This window comes from Phenylobacterium sp., assembly GCF_004799395.1.
Taxonomy (GTDB): Bacteria; Pseudomonadota; Alphaproteobacteria; order Caulobacterales; family Caulobacteraceae; genus Phenylobacterium.
On record NZ_SSMZ01000023.1, the window covers coordinates 1 to 14,509 of the forward strand.

Below are 14,509 nucleotides of genomic sequence, written 5' to 3' on the forward strand. Positions count from 1 at the left end.
TCGGCCTCGAAGCGCGGCCCCCTCAAATTCCTTTCGAACCCCCTAGTTCAGGTCGCGCGACAGGATGAGCTTCAAGGTCAGTCGATCGCTGGCGGAGTTCAGGCCAAACCCCACGCCGCCTTCCACGTTGATGGGCTTGCCGTTGTAATCGACCACCGCGAAGAGCTGGTGCGCCTGTCGGCTGGCCGGGTCGAAATGGCGCAACTCGCCGAAGTCGTCGTATTCCTCCGCCGCGATCGCCCACTTATCCGAGAAATTGTAGTCGATGCGGGTCTCCGGCGCGAAGTCGAGGCGTGAAAAGCCCTTCCAGCTATTGTCCAGGATCGGATTGACGATCAGGTCCATCTTGCCGAACCGCCAGCCGACGATGGGGCGGATTTCCTGGGTGTAAGGGCTGGGGTCCCAGTGCTTGGAGTTGAAGCTGAACTCGAAATTGACGCCGTAGAAGAAGGTCTGCTTGGCGGCGTCAGGTTCGACGAAGAGGGCGCGGAGTTTGAACCCGTCCAGCTGGACGCCGCCGTCCCGGGGAAAGCTGTAGAGCGGCAGGTAGAGGCCCGCCTCGAACCAGGGTGTCACGCCATAGGCCCACTCGGGCACGCCGTTCAGCGAGCCGTTCGAAACGATTGCGCCCGGAAACGCCGGCGTCTTGCGGCCATCGGGGGTGAAATTGTCGTGCAGGGTCAGGTTGAAGACACCGGGCTCGGCGATCTGGGCGTTGTAGACTTGGATCTCGTCCGTCTGCGCCGCCGCGGCGCGGGGCAAGCCGGCAAGAAGCAAGGCTCCCAGCCCTACCGAAACGACGCTTCGCACAAACATGGATGCCCCACCACTTACCGCCAGGAGCGTAGCGGCAAGGGGCGCATCGAGACAACCACCACCACGAAGACTTGCGGGCTCGGCGAAGCTGTTCGCAGCCCCCCTGGTGACGCTGGTCGCCACGCTGTCGGCTCTGCGCAGCCCAGCGATCCGTGGAACCTACCGATCGGCCCGGCCAGGGCCGAGCTTGGCCGCGGCGAAATGGAGCGCGCCCCCGACCAGCACGCCGAGGATCACCTCGCAGCCGCGATCGATGCCGACGGTGACGTTGGACTCCGCCGGCGCCGTGCTCATCAGAACGATGGGCGCCGTCCAGAGGCATAGCTGGATGGCGGGCCGCCGCCATGCGATCAGGGCGCAGATCGTGACGGCCATCGCCAGCTGAGGGACCATGGCCAGACCGAAGCGGCTCGCGGCCAGGCCCACCGCGATGGCGACGACGACCCCGACGACTGTGCCGATCACCCGGCCGCCAACCGTTTTCAGGACAGGCGTCGACAGGCTGTCCTGCGAGGTGATCAGCGCAAAGATGCAGGCCCAGAGCGGGTGCGACAGCCCCACCGCGCTCGCCAGGAGGTACGCCAGCAAGGCCGCTGCGACGCAGCGCACGACGAAGGCGGCCAAGTCCGCACCAGTCTCTCGCGCCGCCATCGAGCTCCTCTAGGTGTCAGCGCAGGAGATTGGTCTCGGCAAGTTCGACCACCTCGTCGCCGCGCCCGCTGATGATCGCCTTCAACATGAACAGACTGAAGCCCTTGGCCTGTTCGAGTTTGATCTTCGGCGGCATGGCCAGTTCCTGCTTCGCCGTAATCGCATCGACCAGCACCGGGCCGGGATGGGCGAAGGCGTCCTTCAGCGCCGACGCCATGTCCGCAGACTGCTCGACCCTGATCCCCTTGACGCCCATCGCCTGGGCCATGGCGGCGAAGTCAGGGTTGTTGAGGTCCGTGCCGGTATCGAGGAACCCGGCGGCTTTCATTTCCATGGCGACGAAGCCCAACGATCCGTTGTCATAGACGACCACCTTGACCGGCAAGCCGAGCTGGCTGAGCGAAATGAAGTCGCCCATCAGCATGCTGAAGCCGCCGTCGCCGCAAAGGGCGACGACCTGGCGCCCGGGAAAGGCCGCCTGCACGCCGATCGCCTGGGGCAGGGCGTTTGCCATGGAGCCGTGGTTGAACGAGCCGATCAGCCGGCGCCGACCGTTCATCGCCAGGTAGCGCGCCGCCCAGACCGTGGGCGTGCCGACGTCGGCCGTGAAGATCGCGTCGTCGTCAGCCAGCTCGCTCACCAGCCGGGTCAGGTATTGCGGATGGATCGGCCGCCCGGCCGCCGACGGCTGCGCCAGATCGTCGAGACCTTCGCGCGCCTTGGCGTAGTGTTTGCGGGCCGATTGCAGGAAGCGCTCATCGGTCTTTGCCTTGAGACGCGGCGACAGCGCCCGGACCGTCTCGCCGACATCGCCGACCACGCCCAGGTCCAGGGCGACCCGCTTGCCCAAGGCCCCCGGGTCGCGGTCAACCTGCGCGACCTTCGCCCCCGTCGGGTAGAATGGCCGATAGGGAAAGTCCGTGCCGAGCATCAGCAGCAGATCGCAGCCCAGCATGGCGTAATAGCCGGAGGCGAAGCCGATCAGGCCCGTCATGCCGACGTCGAACGGGTTTTCCCACTCAACATGCTCCTTGCCCCGCAGGGCGTGCACGACCGGCGCGCTGAGCGTTCGCGCGAGCGAAACCACTTCGTCATGCGCGCCGGCGCACCCGCTGCCGCAGAGGATGGTCACGGCCTTCGATGCATCGATCAGGGCCGCGAGACGGTCCAGATCGGCGTCCGCGGGCGCAATGCGCGGCTGACCCAGGGCGGGCCAGGCGCCGTCGGCCCCCGCGGGCGCCTCCGCCAGCGCGACGTCGCCTGGGATGACGACCACGGCCACCCCGCGCTGGCCGATCGCCGAGCGCATGGCGCGATGCAGCACGCCAGGCATCTGGGCCGGGTTGGACACCAGCTCGACGAAGTGGCTGCACTCCCGGAACAGCTGCTGCGGATGGGTCTCCTGGAAATAGCCGAGGCCCACCTCCGAGGAGGGAATCTGTGCGGCGATGGCGAGCACCGGGACGTGGCTGCGGTGACAGTCGAACAGGCCGTTGATCAGGTGCAGATTGCCGGGACCGCAGCTGCCGGCGCAGACCGCCAGGCCGCCCGTGACGGCCGCCTCGGCGCCGGCGGCGAAGGCGGCGACTTCCTCGTGACGCACATGCATCCAGTCGAGCTCGCCAAACCGGCGCAGGCTGTCGTTGAAGCCGTTCAGGCTGTCGCCCGTCACGCCCCAGACCCGCTTCACCCCGGCATTCGCCAAGGTCCGGGCCAGCAAGTCCGCGACTGTCGCCTTAGGCATGCGTCGAACTCCTCCACTTCGCCGGAGAAACTTGAGAAGCCTTCGCCTGGGAGTTTGTCCCTTTCCAAGGATGTCGAAAAGAGGCTCGGGCGCGGCCCTGAAAACCCCGGCAACCTGAAAGGGTCCTTCAACAATTTTCGGTAGTATCCGCGACAGTAAACCGGAGTGCGGCGCGATGCGGTCGGGCGGAAACGACGAACAAGAGTCCGATGTCCCTGCATTTCGCCGCCAGGCGATGGCGATGTTCCGGCGAGCTTCCGGCCTGTTGTTGCCGCTGCTGACCGCACTCGCCGCCTTTCCTGTTTCAGGCTGGCGCCTGGCGCTGAGCTGGCTGGCCGCGATGCTCGTCGTGGCCGCCGCGCAGCAGCACTGGCGGCCCGCCTCCAGTCGCGAGTCACGCGCCGCGGCGGCGCTTTCGTGGATCAGCAACGGCGGACATTCGGCCGCAGCCTTCTATCTCGTGGCCCTGCACACCGGGGCGGCCCAGACCTTCGGCGTGACGCTCATGGGCCTGGTCCTGTTCCAGACCCTCGCCCGGGACTACGCCCATCCGCGCCGGTTGGCGCTGAATCTTGTCCCGCCCGTGCTCGCCGTCGCGATCGCTCAGTTCGGCGCGGCCGGCGGCCTGCTGGTCGGCCATCAACCCCTGATGCTGTTCACCCTGTTCGCCAGTCCTGTGGCCGCCTTCGGGCTGCTCCGGACGGTCCAGGACGACCTGACGGACAAGCGCCGGCGGCTCGACGCGGCGGTGCTACAGGCGGAAGCGGCCGCGGAAGCCAAGTCGGACTTCCTGGCCAACATGAGCCACGAGATCCGAACCCCGCTGACCGGGATCATCGGGTTCTCGGACCTTCTGAACCGCATGCCGGACCTGCCGCCGACGGCGGTGACCTACGTCAGCCGGATCGCCTCGAGCGGCCAGACGCTGTTGGCGGTGGTCAACGACATCCTGGATTTCTCCAAGCTGGAGACGGGTCACGTAGAGCTCGATCCACTGCCATTCGAGGTCGGCCCCTTCTTCGAGGACACGCTGGCGATAGTTGCGACCCAGGCGGCGGCCAAGGGTCTGACCACGAGGCTCGACATCGACGACGACGTCCCCCCTGTGCTCGACGCCGACGGCTCGCGCCTGCGTCAGGTCATGCTCAACCTTCTTGGGAATGCGATCAAATTCACCGCCCAGGGGTCCGTGGTGGTCACTGTGGCGCACGACGCGGCGACGAACCGGCTCTGTGTGACCGTGTCCGACACCGGCTGCGGCGTGCCCGCGGACAAGGTGGGACGTCTCTTCCATCGGTTCTCTCAGGCCGACAGTTCTGTGACCCGGAACCACGGGGGAACCGGGCTTGGGCTGTCGATCTGCAAGGCGCTCGTCGAGCTGATGGGCGGCGAGATCAGCGTCGCCTCCGCGGTCGGCGAGGGCTCCTGCTTCACCTTCTGGGTGGCCTCCCCGCCCGCCGAACTTCGGGAGATGGAGCCGGTCGTGGCGGTTCGCCGCGAGCCGGCCGCCCGGTCGTCCCGGATCCTCGTGGTCGACGACCTCGATATCAATCGCGAGCTGGTGCGCACCCTCCTCGAGGCCACCGGCTATTCCGTCGAGGAGGCCGCGGGCGGCGTCGAGGCGGTGGCCGCCGCCCGGGCGCGGCCCTTCGACCTGATCCTGATGGACCTTCAGATGCCGGGGATGGACGGTTTCACAGCCGCCCGGGCGATCCGCAACGACGCCTCGCCCAACAGCGGCACGCCCATCATAGCGCTGAGCGCCAACGTGCTGCCGGAGCACGCCGCCGCCGGCGCGGCGGCCGGAATGAACGGCCACATCGGCAAGCCGATCAACATCGCCGAGCTCACGAGCGTGGTGGCGGCGTGGATCGATACGGGGCCTGATGAAGCGCTGCGCGCCGGCGGCCTGTGGGCCGCGCGATTCAATTCGTGAACGCTCGGCTCTAGATCGTTTCGCTACTTCCCGGCTGGGGCGATGCGCAGGATCTCGCTCGGGCTCATGTCGGTGATCAGGTAGATCAGGCCGTCGGGACCCTGGCTCACGTCCTTCATGCGCTTGCACTGGTCGAGGAGCAGCTTTTCCTCGGCGACCACGCGGCCGTTCTTCATCTGCAGCCGCACCAGCTGCTGGCCGGACATGGCGCCGACGAAGACGCTGCCGGTCCAGGCCGGCAGGGCCTTGCCGGTGTAGAAGGCCATGCCGGATGGCGCGATCGACGGCGTCCAGTAGTAGACCGGCTGTTCCAGCCCCTGCTGGACGGTCTTGCCGCCGTTGATCATGCCGCCGTTGTTCTGGCGGCCGTAGCTGATGATCGGGAAGCCGTAGTTCGCGCCGCCCTTGATACGGTTCAGCTCGTCGCCGCCCATGGGCTCGTTCTCGCCTACCCACAGCTGGCCCGTGGCCGGGTCGAGCGCGGCCGCCTGGATGTCGCGGAAGCCCACGGCGTAGAGCGCCGGATTGGCGCCGGCGGTCTTCAGGTAGGGATTATCCTTGGGGATCGAGCCGTCGGTGGCGATGCGCAGGATCTTGCCGCGCGGATCGGTCATCGACTGCGGGTTCGGGCCGCGGTCGGCCACCTCGGCCGACGCGATCAGCAGGGTCCCGTCCCTGGCCTGCACAATGCGGCGCGGGCTCAGGTATTTGTCCTCGTAGATGGTCTTGGCGTCTTCGAGGCTCATGTCGTCAGCCGAGAGCCTGGCCTTCATGATCCGGCCCGTGAACGGCTCGCCCTTGGCCGGCGGCGCGGCGGTGTAGCCGTAGTAGACGGTGCGGGTCTTGGCGAAGTCGCGGTCGAGCACCGGACCGGTGTTGCTGGTGCCCATGACGCCGGCGATCTCCGGCGTTCCCTTCAGCGGTTCGGACACCTGCCCCTTGGCGTCGACGGTGCGCAGACCGCCGGCGCGCTGGGAGACCAGGAGCTTGCCGTCGGGCAGGAAGGCCAGACCCACCGAGCGGTCGAGCTTGGCCACGGTCTCGATCCTGAAGGCCTGGGTCTTGGAGGGCTTGGGCGCCTTGGTCTGGTCGGGCAGCAGCGGCGTCGGCGCGTAGCCGTCCTTGGCGTTGCGGTTGGCGCCGCAGAGCGCCGCGATCCGCGCGTTTTCCGCCGCGCTGCCCGCCACGCCGGCATAGTCCGGACCCGGCGGGAAGGACGGGATCGCCGCCGCCGGCGCGGCCGGTTGCGACCAGGCGCCGGCCGGTGTCAGGGCCATGACCAGCGCCACGGCGCTCGCCGCTTTCGAGACCTTCAGCACCGGCATTCCCTTCAGATATCGTTGTTCACGCCTCCTGCATGTCACAGGGGCGCGCCCCGATCCAGAGGGGCTGACCGCTAGGTTGGCAGGCCGAGCTTGCCGATGGCGATGGCCGCGCTCTGCCAGGTGGCGGAATTGGCCACCCGGCCAGTGGTCAGGTGCATCGCGAGCAGGATCGCGCCGCCGACGAGATAGACCGGGTGCACCTTGCCCCGCGTGCGCCAGTCGTAGACCACCGCCACGCCCAGCAGGATGTCGCCGATCAGGGCGGCGATGATGGCGATCATGATCGGCGGGCTGGAGATGTCGGGCAGGCCCGCCGGCCACGGCGGCGCCGGCGGCGCGGCGAAGATGAACCAGCGGGCGATCGGCGCGCCCAGCATGGAGATGGTGGCCAGCAGGATCAGCCGCTTGTGGGCCTCGCTGTCCTTCAGCTTGACGACCGCCAGCACGAAGGCCGGAACGAAGAACAGCAGCGCGCTGATGGTCACCCAGGTGAAGGCGCGGGCGTCATGCACCGCCTGCGCCGGCTCGCCCGGCGTCGCGGCCTGGGCCAGCCGCAGCGAGACGATGGTCGGCACGATGAATGCGATGCCGGTCATGATCGAGACGCCCAGCATCCCCCAGGTGCGATGCGACAGGACCTTGCCCTGCGCCACTAGCCACGCCTGGGTGAAGAAGAAGGTCACCCAGCCGAACATCAGCAGTCCGTGGATGTGGACCATGGGCTCAGCCCTGAAGCTGCCCCTGGCCAGCGGCATCCAATAGGTTGGCAGGAAGCCGATCACCGCGATCAGGAAGCAGCTTCCGGCCATCCAGACATAGAATTGGCGCGGCGAAACAGCCTTCGGCCGCGCGCCCATCACAGCATCCGCCATGGCGTTACTCCCCCGAGTTGCCGGGGCGATTTGGCCAGAGATGATGCGCCTCGTAAACCCTGGTTCGTCGGGCCGCGTCAGGCGTCGGCGGCACGCCAGCGGAAGCCGTCGAGCGGCATGGCCCGGGCCGGCGCGCCCTTGGCCGTGGCGACCCAGGCGCGGCCTTCCTCGAAGGCCATGACCCGGTAGATCGGCATGCCGCCGGCGTCGGCGGAGACCATGTCGCCCACCTTCACGGGCGGCTTGGCGGCGTGATCAAGCGGGGCCCAATCCACAGCGCGGCTATTCAGCATTGACGTGCACCTTCTCCCGCGCCGGTCTGGGCGGATCGTTGACAAGGTTGCGCCCGGCGCGCTGAGGCGAAGCTGAGCCGCCTGTTTAGTCGCCGTTCAGGTGCGGGCCTTCCTCGGCTGGCCAAACCGGCCGATGCCGGCCGATGGTGGTCGGCAGCGTCTTGATCGTCGGGGCCGGGCGGCAAGGCGGCGAAGGCGCCGGAGGCCAAGGCGCCCAAGGCTGCCGGCTAGCGAGGCCCCAGCCCGTGTGCGATCATGGGGGCCACGAACGCGGAGCCGCTGCAGAAGAGCCCGAGCAGCAGCACCCGATAGGCATAGCCCAACAGCCGATACTTCTTCCCCGCGAGCACTCGGCCATTCTGATAGATGTCGCGGGCGAAGGCCTGGAAGACCGTCTCGCTGTCCGTAAGCCGGTCGATCAAGGCGTCGATATAGGCCTGCTCTTCCATGCGATGGAATGCGCCGAAGAACAGGATGTTGGCCTCGGCGCCCGGAGCGACTGAGGTCTTCACCTGGGGCAGCACCGCGAAGACCGCCAGCACCGCCGCCAGGAAGGCGAACCCACCCAGGATGAGGACCGGCGGACTAGGGGCGATCATCCCGCGCGCCTGACCGAGCGTCAGCGAGAAGATCACGAAGGTGATGGCCAGTAGCATGGACGCCTTCTGGTCCGCCATCTGGCTGAGCTGGTACTGGATGGCCTGGGTGTTGCGCAGGAGCTGAACCGCGTCCGGCGAGAAGACCCGCGGCGTAGTCGCCACGGCAAGCGCCGCCTCCAGCTTCTGCTCCCCGTCCGCCATCACCGTCCCCGCGCCCTGCACTCAAGCTTTATTGGGTGTCGTTGTGACGTTTGCGTGTCAAGCGACGCCGCCAGTCCGCCGCGGCGTCGACGTCCTAGTCCCGTTCCGCCTGCAGCTGCAGGAACTGGCGTTCCATCTCGCCGTAGCATTCGCAGGCCCGCGTCTTCAGCGCTGGCTGGTCGATGATCACCACATTGCCGCGGGAATAGTCGATGATTCCGTCGCGCTTGAGTGCGGCGGCCATCATGCTGACCGTCGTCCGCTGCACGCCGGTCATCACCGACATGTACTCCTGGGTCAGCGGGAAGGTGGCGCCGCCGACCCGGTCCTCGGTCATCAGCAGCCAGCGGGCCAAACGCGCATCAGCGTTGTGGGCGATGTTGCAGGCCGCCGAGGTCTCCGCCTGGCGGATGATCGCACGCAGGTGCAGCAGCGCCAGGCGCGTCAGGCTCGGGCTCACCTTGAGGCGAGCGCGGAAGACGGCGGCCGGTAGCGTCATGGCGCCGCCGGCGAGCTGAATGAAGACGCGGTTGGAGACCTGGGCGCCCGCCATGGCGTCGACCAGGCCGCCGGCGCTCTCCCGTCCGATGGTGCCGGTCTCGAAGGTCCGGCCATCGACCATGATCGCGACGACCGAGATGCAGGCGCTGGAGGGGAAATAGATCAGGTCCGCCTCATCGCCGGGCTGGTACAGAACCTGCCCCCGCGAAAGACTGACTTCCTTCAAATGAGGTGTAAGCGCGGCCTCGTCGTCAGAGTGAAGCGCCGACAAAAGAAAATTACGGAACTGCATAAGCTCCCGCCACAGCGGGTGCGAAGAATCCCGCGTTCCAATCCTATCTCTTTATTCCTTCAGGTCCTCAACAAAATTCATCGATGCTGTAACACATATTTCGCGCTTGGACGCATATTCATCAAGCTTGACAGCAAATATTTAAATTCGACACTGATATGCTTCTACTCGACATCTAATGTCGAGTATATGGAATTGCCGCGAACACCGGATCGGGCTTGCGCGAATCCCGCCGCGACGCGGGCGCCTGGCCCGTGCGGCTCGGCTGAGGGCGCCAACCGAACGCGACGCCCAGCGACGGTTGAAGCGGCGGCGAAGGCGCCGCTATCCTGCGTCAGGCGGCGGGGAGCCCCAATGACCAAAGGTCTGTTTCAGGCGGCGCTCGCGCTTGGGATCGTGGAATGACCGCCGAGTCGCCGCTGAGCGCGCCGGCGCCGCACCGCCGAATCGTCGGCGTCGGGTTCCAGGTCCTGGGCGGCGTGCTCGGTGTCCCGTCGCTGGTCTGCGCCGTCGGGCTGTCGATCAACGCGCTGGCCCTTCGCCACCTGGCCGCGCCTCACGCCACCCACTTCTACGACATCGGGACCTACGGCCTGGCCGGGATGATCGCCAACGGCGGGCGGTTGGTGGACAAGGGTCTGGGGTTCCTGGCGGGCGCGGCGGGCTGGATTTCTGTCCTGCTGGCCGCGGGCCTCTTCGCCGTCACGGTCTATTCGGCGCTGCTGTTCGCCGTCGGACGCGGGATCTCGCGACGCGCGGACTGGGCGAGGATTGTGGGCGCGATCCTGTCCCTGGGATTCCTGGCGATCGCCATGACCTTGGCCGCCGCGCCGGTCCCGGCGGATGCCAGGCTGGTGGCGTCGCTTATCGCAGCCCTGCCGCTCTACGTGCTCTGGACCCTGATCTGGCGGTTCCGCCCAACCCCCGATTGAAGCGAAGCGAGAAGCCTCGCATCATGCGCCGGTGAGGCGGCGGGGGCCGATGTTTCGAGTATTGCGCCGGGCGCTGGCCGCCCTTGGAATTACGGTGGCCGCGCTGGCGGCCGGCCAGGGCGCGCACGCGGCCGACCAGCCGGTCTATGCGCCGCAACCGGCATGGGTGAAGGCCCTGCCCGTTCCGAAGCCCAGCACCGCGCCGGAAAGCGGGCCCGTCAAGACCCTGCTCTACGCCGAGCAGACCCGGATGACCCCCGAGGTCGATGAATATTTCTACGACTTCGCCTCGCAGATCCTGTCGCCTCAGGGTCTCGCGGCGCTGGGCAATCTGCAGATCACCTGGGACCCGGCGACCGAGACCCTGGTCATCCACCGGTTGCACATCCTGCGCGGCGACCAGATCATCGACCTCTTGAGCGGCGGGCGGAAGTTCGCGGTCATCCAGCGCGAGACCAACCTCGACCAGGCCATGTTGGACGGACGGCTCACCGCAACCTTCCAGCCCGAGGGCTTGCAAGTCGGCGACGTGGTGGACCTTGCTTATACTCTGGAACAGCGCGATCCGGCGCTGAAGGGCTATTCCACCCACTTCGCCGGCCTGGGGCACGCCGGCGTCGCAAGTCGCGTCTACTTCCGCACCATCTGGCCAAGCGCGCTTCCGATCCAATGGAAGGAGGCGCAGGGGCTGAGGCCGCCGGTGACCAATATCTCCGGGGGTATGACCGAGGTGGTGGTCGATGAGCTCGACATCGAGACGCCCAAGCCCCCGGTGAGCGCCCCGGCCCGGTTCGGCGACCTGGGCAACATCGTCTTCAGCCAGTACCGCGACTGGGCAGAGCTCTCAGGGCTGTTCGCGCCGCTCTATGACAAGACTGCGGTTATCAAGCCCGGCTCGCCGCTGAAGGCCGAGGCCGCCAGGATCGCCGCGGCCAATCGCGATCCGAGGGCCCGGGCGCTCGCCGCTCTGCGCCTCGTCGAGGACCAGGTTCGCTATGTCTACCTGGGCATGAACGATGGCGGTCTGACCCCCGCCGACGCGGAGGTCACCTGGTCGCGGAGGTTCGGCGACTGCAAGGGAAAGACGGTCCTCTTGGTCGCCCTGCTGCGCGAGCTCGGCATCGAGGCCGAGCCGGCCCTGGTCAATTCCTCGGGCGGCGACGGCCTGGACGCCCGGCTGCCCATGGTCGGCTGGTTCGACCATGCGATCGTGCGGGCGCGCATCGCCGGCAAGACCTACTGGTTCGACGGCACGCGCAGCGGCGACCGCAACCTCGACAGCCTAGTCGTGCCGGCCTGGGGCTGGGCTCTGCCGCTGGCGGCCGGCGGCGTTCCCCTGGAAAAGCTTGTCCCGCAGCCGCTCACCGAGCCCACCAGCGACGAATCCACCACCATTGACGCCAGTGGCGGCATCACCGCGCCAGCCAAGACGCGGATCACCTGGCTTTATCGCAGCGAGCTCGCCGTGGCTGTCCGCGCCACGCTCGCCAGCACCCCGCGCGCCGACTACGAGCGCGCGCTGCGCGAAGCGATGGGCAAGCGCAGTTCCTGGTTCAAGGTCGACGCCATCGACATCCGCGAAGAGACCAGCGCCGATGCGGTGCGCATTACCTTCGACGGCACGGCCAAGCTCGACTGGACCCATTTCTCCGATGGCGACGTCTATCGCGTGCCGGGCACCAACTTCGGCGGCCAGGTGGCGAGCCGGCAGCCCGGGTTCAACGCCGATGCGCCCTACCTCGTGCCTTATCCCGCCTACAACCACGTCAGCTGGCGGATCGTCCTGCCGTTTGGGCCGCGCTATTCGCTGATCGGGCAGGACATCGACCGCACGGTGGCCGGTCTGGCGCTGAAGCGGACCGAGCGTATCGACGCGGGCGTTCTGACGGTCGACATCACCCTGCGCGCCCTGGCTCCGGAATACCCGGCCTCGGAGGCCGACGACGCCGCCCAGACCTGGCGCGACCTCAGCCGCCGCGACGTCGCAGTGGTGCTTCCACCGGCCACCACGGCGCCGGCCCTGGTCACCAGCATCCCGACCGTCACCGCCAAGCCCCTGACCGGCAGGCCGGCGCCCGCCCTCAACATCGCGCCCGCGCCCCCGGCGCGCACGTCGTCCCCAGCCCCGGCGTCGGCGGCCAATTCGCCGTCCGCGGTCACGGCCTACGCTGAGACCGCCCTGGGCCTCGTCTCCGACAAGGCCGGGGCGGCGAAGGGCGATGCGGCGGCTCAATACAGGCTAAGCCAGCGACTGGCGCACGGCGACGGCATCGAAAAGGATCCCGCCCAGGCGATGAGCTGGCTGCAGAAGGCGGCGGCGGCCGGGAACCCGGACGCCGAGGTGGCGCTGGCCGAGGCCTACGCCTCCGGCCGCGGCGTCCCGGCCGATACCGGCAAGGCGCTGGCCCTGGTGCGCAGCGCCGCCGACCATGGCGCAGCGGCTGGCCAGCGCCGCCTCGGCGAAGCCTACCTGCGCGGCGAGGGCCTGCGAATGGACCTGGCCATGGCTGTCTCGTGGCTGCAGAAGGCCGCCGACCAGGGCGATGTCGAAGCCCGCCGCGAGCTTGAGCAGATCGCGCCTTCCGGCAGCGCATCGACGACGGCCGCAAAGCAGCAGCCGTAAAGTCGCCGGCCGCCGGAAATGTGCGGTGGCGCGGGTCCGAGTCTGCCTCTAGCGTCCGGCCAGTTTCGGGGAGACGGGTGATGATAGGACGCAAGGCGGCGGTCGCGGCGGCGGCTTTGGCTATGGCAGTGGCGGGGAGCGCGCACGCCGCCTCGTCCAAGGCGGCGGTGGAGGCCTGGCGCCGGGCGCACGAGAAGGAGATCGTCGCCGACTTCGTGACCCTGCTGTCCAAGCCCAACGTCGCCACGACCCTGGCCGACGTGGACGCCAACGCCGCCTACATCTCGGGCCTCCTGCAGAAGCGCGGCTTCACCACCGAACTGCTGCGCGCCGAGCCGGGCACGCCGGCCTCGATCCTGGCCGAGCTGAAGACGCCGGGCGCCAGGCGGACGGTGGTCTTCTACGCCCACTACGACGGCCAGCCGATCGGCCAGAAGGGCTGGATCTCGACGCCCTTCACGCCCTCCATGCGCACCGCCCTGCCGGACGCCAAGCCGGTGGACTGGCAAGCAGCGCCGACCCCGCTGAACCCCGACTGGCGGCTGTTCGCCCGCTCCGCCGGGGACGACAAGGGCACCATCCAGGCGTTCATCTCGGCCTTCGACGCGCTGAAGGCCGCCGGCGTCAAGCCATCCGTCAACATCAAGCTGCTCTACGAGGGCGAAGAGGAGCAGGGCTCGCCGCACTTCGGCGCCCTGGTGGCCAAGAACCTCGACAAGGTCCGCGGCGACCTCTTGATCATGGGCGACGGGCCCATGCACCAGTCCGGCAAGCAGGAGATCAACTTCGGCAACCGGGGCATCACCGGCTTCAAGGCGACGGTCTACGGGCCGCTGAAGCCGCTGCACGACGGCCACTACGGCTCCTGGGCGCCGTCGCCGACGGTGATGATCGCGGGCCTGGTGATGAGCCTGCGCGACGACGACGGCCACATCCTGATCCCCGGCATCTATGACGACGTGGCGCCAGTCTCGCCCGCCGACAAGGCCGCACTGGCGGCCCTTCCCGATGTCGAGACCGACCTGAAGAAGGCCATGGGCCTCGGCCGCAACATCGGCCCGCCGCGCCTGGCCGACGGCTATATGGTCCCGACGCTCAACGTGCGCGCCATCCATGCCGGCGACGACGGCCCCAACGCCGCCAACGCCATCGCCATCCAGGGCGACGCCTCCTTCGACTTCCGCCTCGATCCCGGCGAGACCCCGGAGCGGGTCCATCAGCTGACCGAGGCCTATCTGACCAAGCTCGGCTGGTTCATCGTGCGCGACACGCCCGATCTGGCGACGCGGCTGGCGCACCCCAGGATCGTGCGGATCAACTGGGACGAGGGAAGCTCCATCGCCACGGAGTCGCCCATGGACGGCCCGGCCGCCAAGGCGGTCGCCGCCTCGATCGGGCGCACCGTGGGCTATCCGGTGCTGCGCCTGCCCTTCTCCGGCGCAAGTTCCGGCATGGCCGAGATCGTCAACCAGCTGAAGGCGCCGATGGTCGGCGTCTCCATCGCCAACTACGACGACAACCAACACGCCCAGAACGAGAACCTGCGGCTCGGCAATCTGTGGGGCGGCATCGAGGTCTACGCCGGCCTGATCGCCGACCTCGACTGGTAGAGGGCCTAGCTAGTTTCTGTCCATAAACGGCTATTTTTCAATGAGTTCGGGAGCCTTGTCCACCGGACGGCAGGTGTTTTCGCCTGGCTGCAGGTCGATTTGGGGCGTGAGAGC

General features: G+C 68.0%; 12 protein-coding genes. 4 read left to right on the top strand and 8 right to left on the bottom strand.

Features of this window, described 5'->3' with window-relative positions; all coding sequences use genetic code 11:
• Positions 1 to 42: 42 nt before the first annotated feature.
• The 3 genes from E8A12_RS01860 to poxB form a co-directional block, all read right to left on the bottom strand.
• Positions 43 to 777, bottom strand: a complete 735-nt coding sequence (locus E8A12_RS01860; protein ID WP_293366053.1) for a hypothetical protein — start codon at positions 775 to 777, stop codon at positions 43 to 45.
• A 198-nt stretch (positions 778 to 975) separates the two neighbouring features.
• Complete coding sequence (locus E8A12_RS01865; RefSeq protein WP_293366054.1) at positions 976 to 1,467, bottom strand: FUSC family protein; 492 nt, start codon at positions 1,465 to 1,467, stop codon at positions 976 to 978.
• A 16-nt stretch (positions 1,468 to 1,483) separates the two neighbouring features.
• Positions 1,484 to 3,211, bottom strand: coding sequence for a ubiquinone-dependent pyruvate dehydrogenase (gene poxB, locus E8A12_RS01870; RefSeq protein WP_293366055.1), 1,728 nt, complete (start codon positions 3,209 to 3,211; stop codon positions 1,484 to 1,486).
• A gap of 241 nt (positions 3,212 to 3,452) precedes the next feature.
• On the opposite strand from poxB, the gene E8A12_RS01875 reads away from it, so the two are divergent.
• Positions 3,453 to 5,147, top strand: a complete 1,695-nt coding sequence (locus E8A12_RS01875; protein WP_293366056.1) for an ATP-binding protein — start codon at positions 3,453 to 3,455, stop codon at positions 5,145 to 5,147.
• 23 nt (positions 5,148 to 5,170) lie between these two features.
• Here E8A12_RS01875 and E8A12_RS01880 read toward each other — a convergent pair whose 3' ends face one another.
• The 5 genes from E8A12_RS01880 to E8A12_RS01900 all read right to left on the bottom strand — a co-directional run bounded on the left by E8A12_RS01880 (position 5,171) and on the right by E8A12_RS01900 (position 9,230).
• Positions 5,171 to 6,472: a PQQ-dependent sugar dehydrogenase gene (locus tag E8A12_RS01880; RefSeq protein ID WP_293366057.1), complete on the bottom strand. Its 1,302-nt coding sequence runs from the start codon at positions 6,470 to 6,472 to the stop codon at positions 5,171 to 5,173.
• Between the two features lie 71 nt (positions 6,473 to 6,543).
• Positions 6,544 to 7,344 carry a hypothetical protein gene (locus E8A12_RS01885; RefSeq protein WP_293366058.1) on the bottom strand — a complete coding sequence of 267 codons (801 nt, stop codon included), beginning with the start codon at positions 7,342 to 7,344 and terminating at the stop codon, positions 6,544 to 6,546.
• A 77-nt stretch (positions 7,345 to 7,421) separates the two neighbouring features.
• A complete protein-coding gene (locus E8A12_RS01890) occupies positions 7,422 to 7,637 on the bottom strand; it encodes a hypothetical protein (RefSeq protein ID WP_293366059.1) in 216 nt (71 codons plus the stop codon).
• A gap of 227 nt (positions 7,638 to 7,864) precedes the next feature.
• A complete protein-coding gene (locus E8A12_RS01895; protein WP_293366060.1) occupies positions 7,865 to 8,437 on the bottom strand; it encodes a Pycsar system effector family protein in 573 nt (190 codons plus the stop codon).
• 94 nt (positions 8,438 to 8,531) lie between these two features.
• Positions 8,532 to 9,230, bottom strand: a complete 699-nt coding sequence (locus E8A12_RS01900; protein ID WP_293366061.1) for a Crp/Fnr family transcriptional regulator — start codon at positions 9,228 to 9,230, stop codon at positions 8,532 to 8,534.
• Positions 9,231 to 9,631: 401 nt separating this feature from the next.
• Between E8A12_RS01900 and E8A12_RS01905 the strand changes: the two genes are divergently transcribed.
• From E8A12_RS01905 to E8A12_RS01915, 3 genes are all read left to right on the top strand, one after another.
• A complete protein-coding gene (locus tag E8A12_RS01905; RefSeq protein ID WP_293366062.1) occupies positions 9,632 to 10,162 on the top strand; it encodes a hypothetical protein in 531 nt (176 codons plus the stop codon).
• A 94-nt stretch (positions 10,163 to 10,256) separates the two neighbouring features.
• On the top strand, positions 10,257 to 12,785 hold the full coding sequence (locus E8A12_RS01910; protein WP_293366063.1) for a DUF3857 domain-containing protein: 2,529 nt from the start codon (positions 10,257 to 10,259) through the stop codon (positions 12,783 to 12,785).
• Between the two features lie 80 nt (positions 12,786 to 12,865).
• On the top strand, positions 12,866 to 14,395 hold the full coding sequence (locus tag E8A12_RS01915; RefSeq protein ID WP_293366064.1) for a M20/M25/M40 family metallo-hydrolase: 1,530 nt from the start codon (positions 12,866 to 12,868) through the stop codon (positions 14,393 to 14,395).
• The last annotated feature ends 114 nt before the right edge of the window (positions 14,396 to 14,509 follow it).

What these genes read in the sequence shown, in the direction of transcription:
- E8A12_RS01875 (WP_293366056.1), top strand. Translation starts at nt 3,453, where the DNA reads ATGTTCCGGCGAGCTTCCGGCCTGTTGTTGCCGCTGCTGACCGCACTC.
- E8A12_RS01900 (WP_293366061.1), bottom strand. Translation starts at nt 9,230, where the DNA reads ATGCAGTTCCGTAATTTTCTTTTGTCGGCGCTTCACTCTGACGACGAG.
- E8A12_RS01890 (WP_293366059.1), bottom strand. Translation starts at nt 7,637, where the DNA reads ATGCTGAATAGCCGCGCTGTGGATTGGGCCCCGCTTGATCACGCCGCC.
- E8A12_RS01885 (WP_293366058.1), bottom strand. Translation starts at nt 7,344, where the DNA reads ATGGCGGATGCTGTGATGGGCGCGCGGCCGAAGGCTGTTTCGCCGCGC.
- E8A12_RS01880 (WP_293366057.1), bottom strand. Translation starts at nt 6,472, where the DNA reads ATGCCGGTGCTGAAGGTCTCGAAAGCGGCGAGCGCCGTGGCGCTGGTC.
- E8A12_RS01865 (WP_293366054.1), bottom strand. Translation starts at nt 1,467, where the DNA reads ATGGCGGCGCGAGAGACTGGTGCGGACTTGGCCGCCTTCGTCGTGCGC.
- E8A12_RS01895 (WP_293366060.1), bottom strand. Translation starts at nt 8,437, where the DNA reads ATGGCGGACGGGGAGCAGAAGCTGGAGGCGGCGCTTGCCGTGGCGACT.
- E8A12_RS01915 (WP_293366064.1), top strand. Translation starts at nt 12,866, where the DNA reads ATGATAGGACGCAAGGCGGCGGTCGCGGCGGCGGCTTTGGCTATGGCA.
- E8A12_RS01905 (WP_293366062.1), top strand. Translation starts at nt 9,632, where the DNA reads ATGACCGCCGAGTCGCCGCTGAGCGCGCCGGCGCCGCACCGCCGAATC.
- poxB (WP_293366055.1), bottom strand. Translation starts at nt 3,211, where the DNA reads ATGCCTAAGGCGACAGTCGCGGACTTGCTGGCCCGGACCTTGGCGAAT.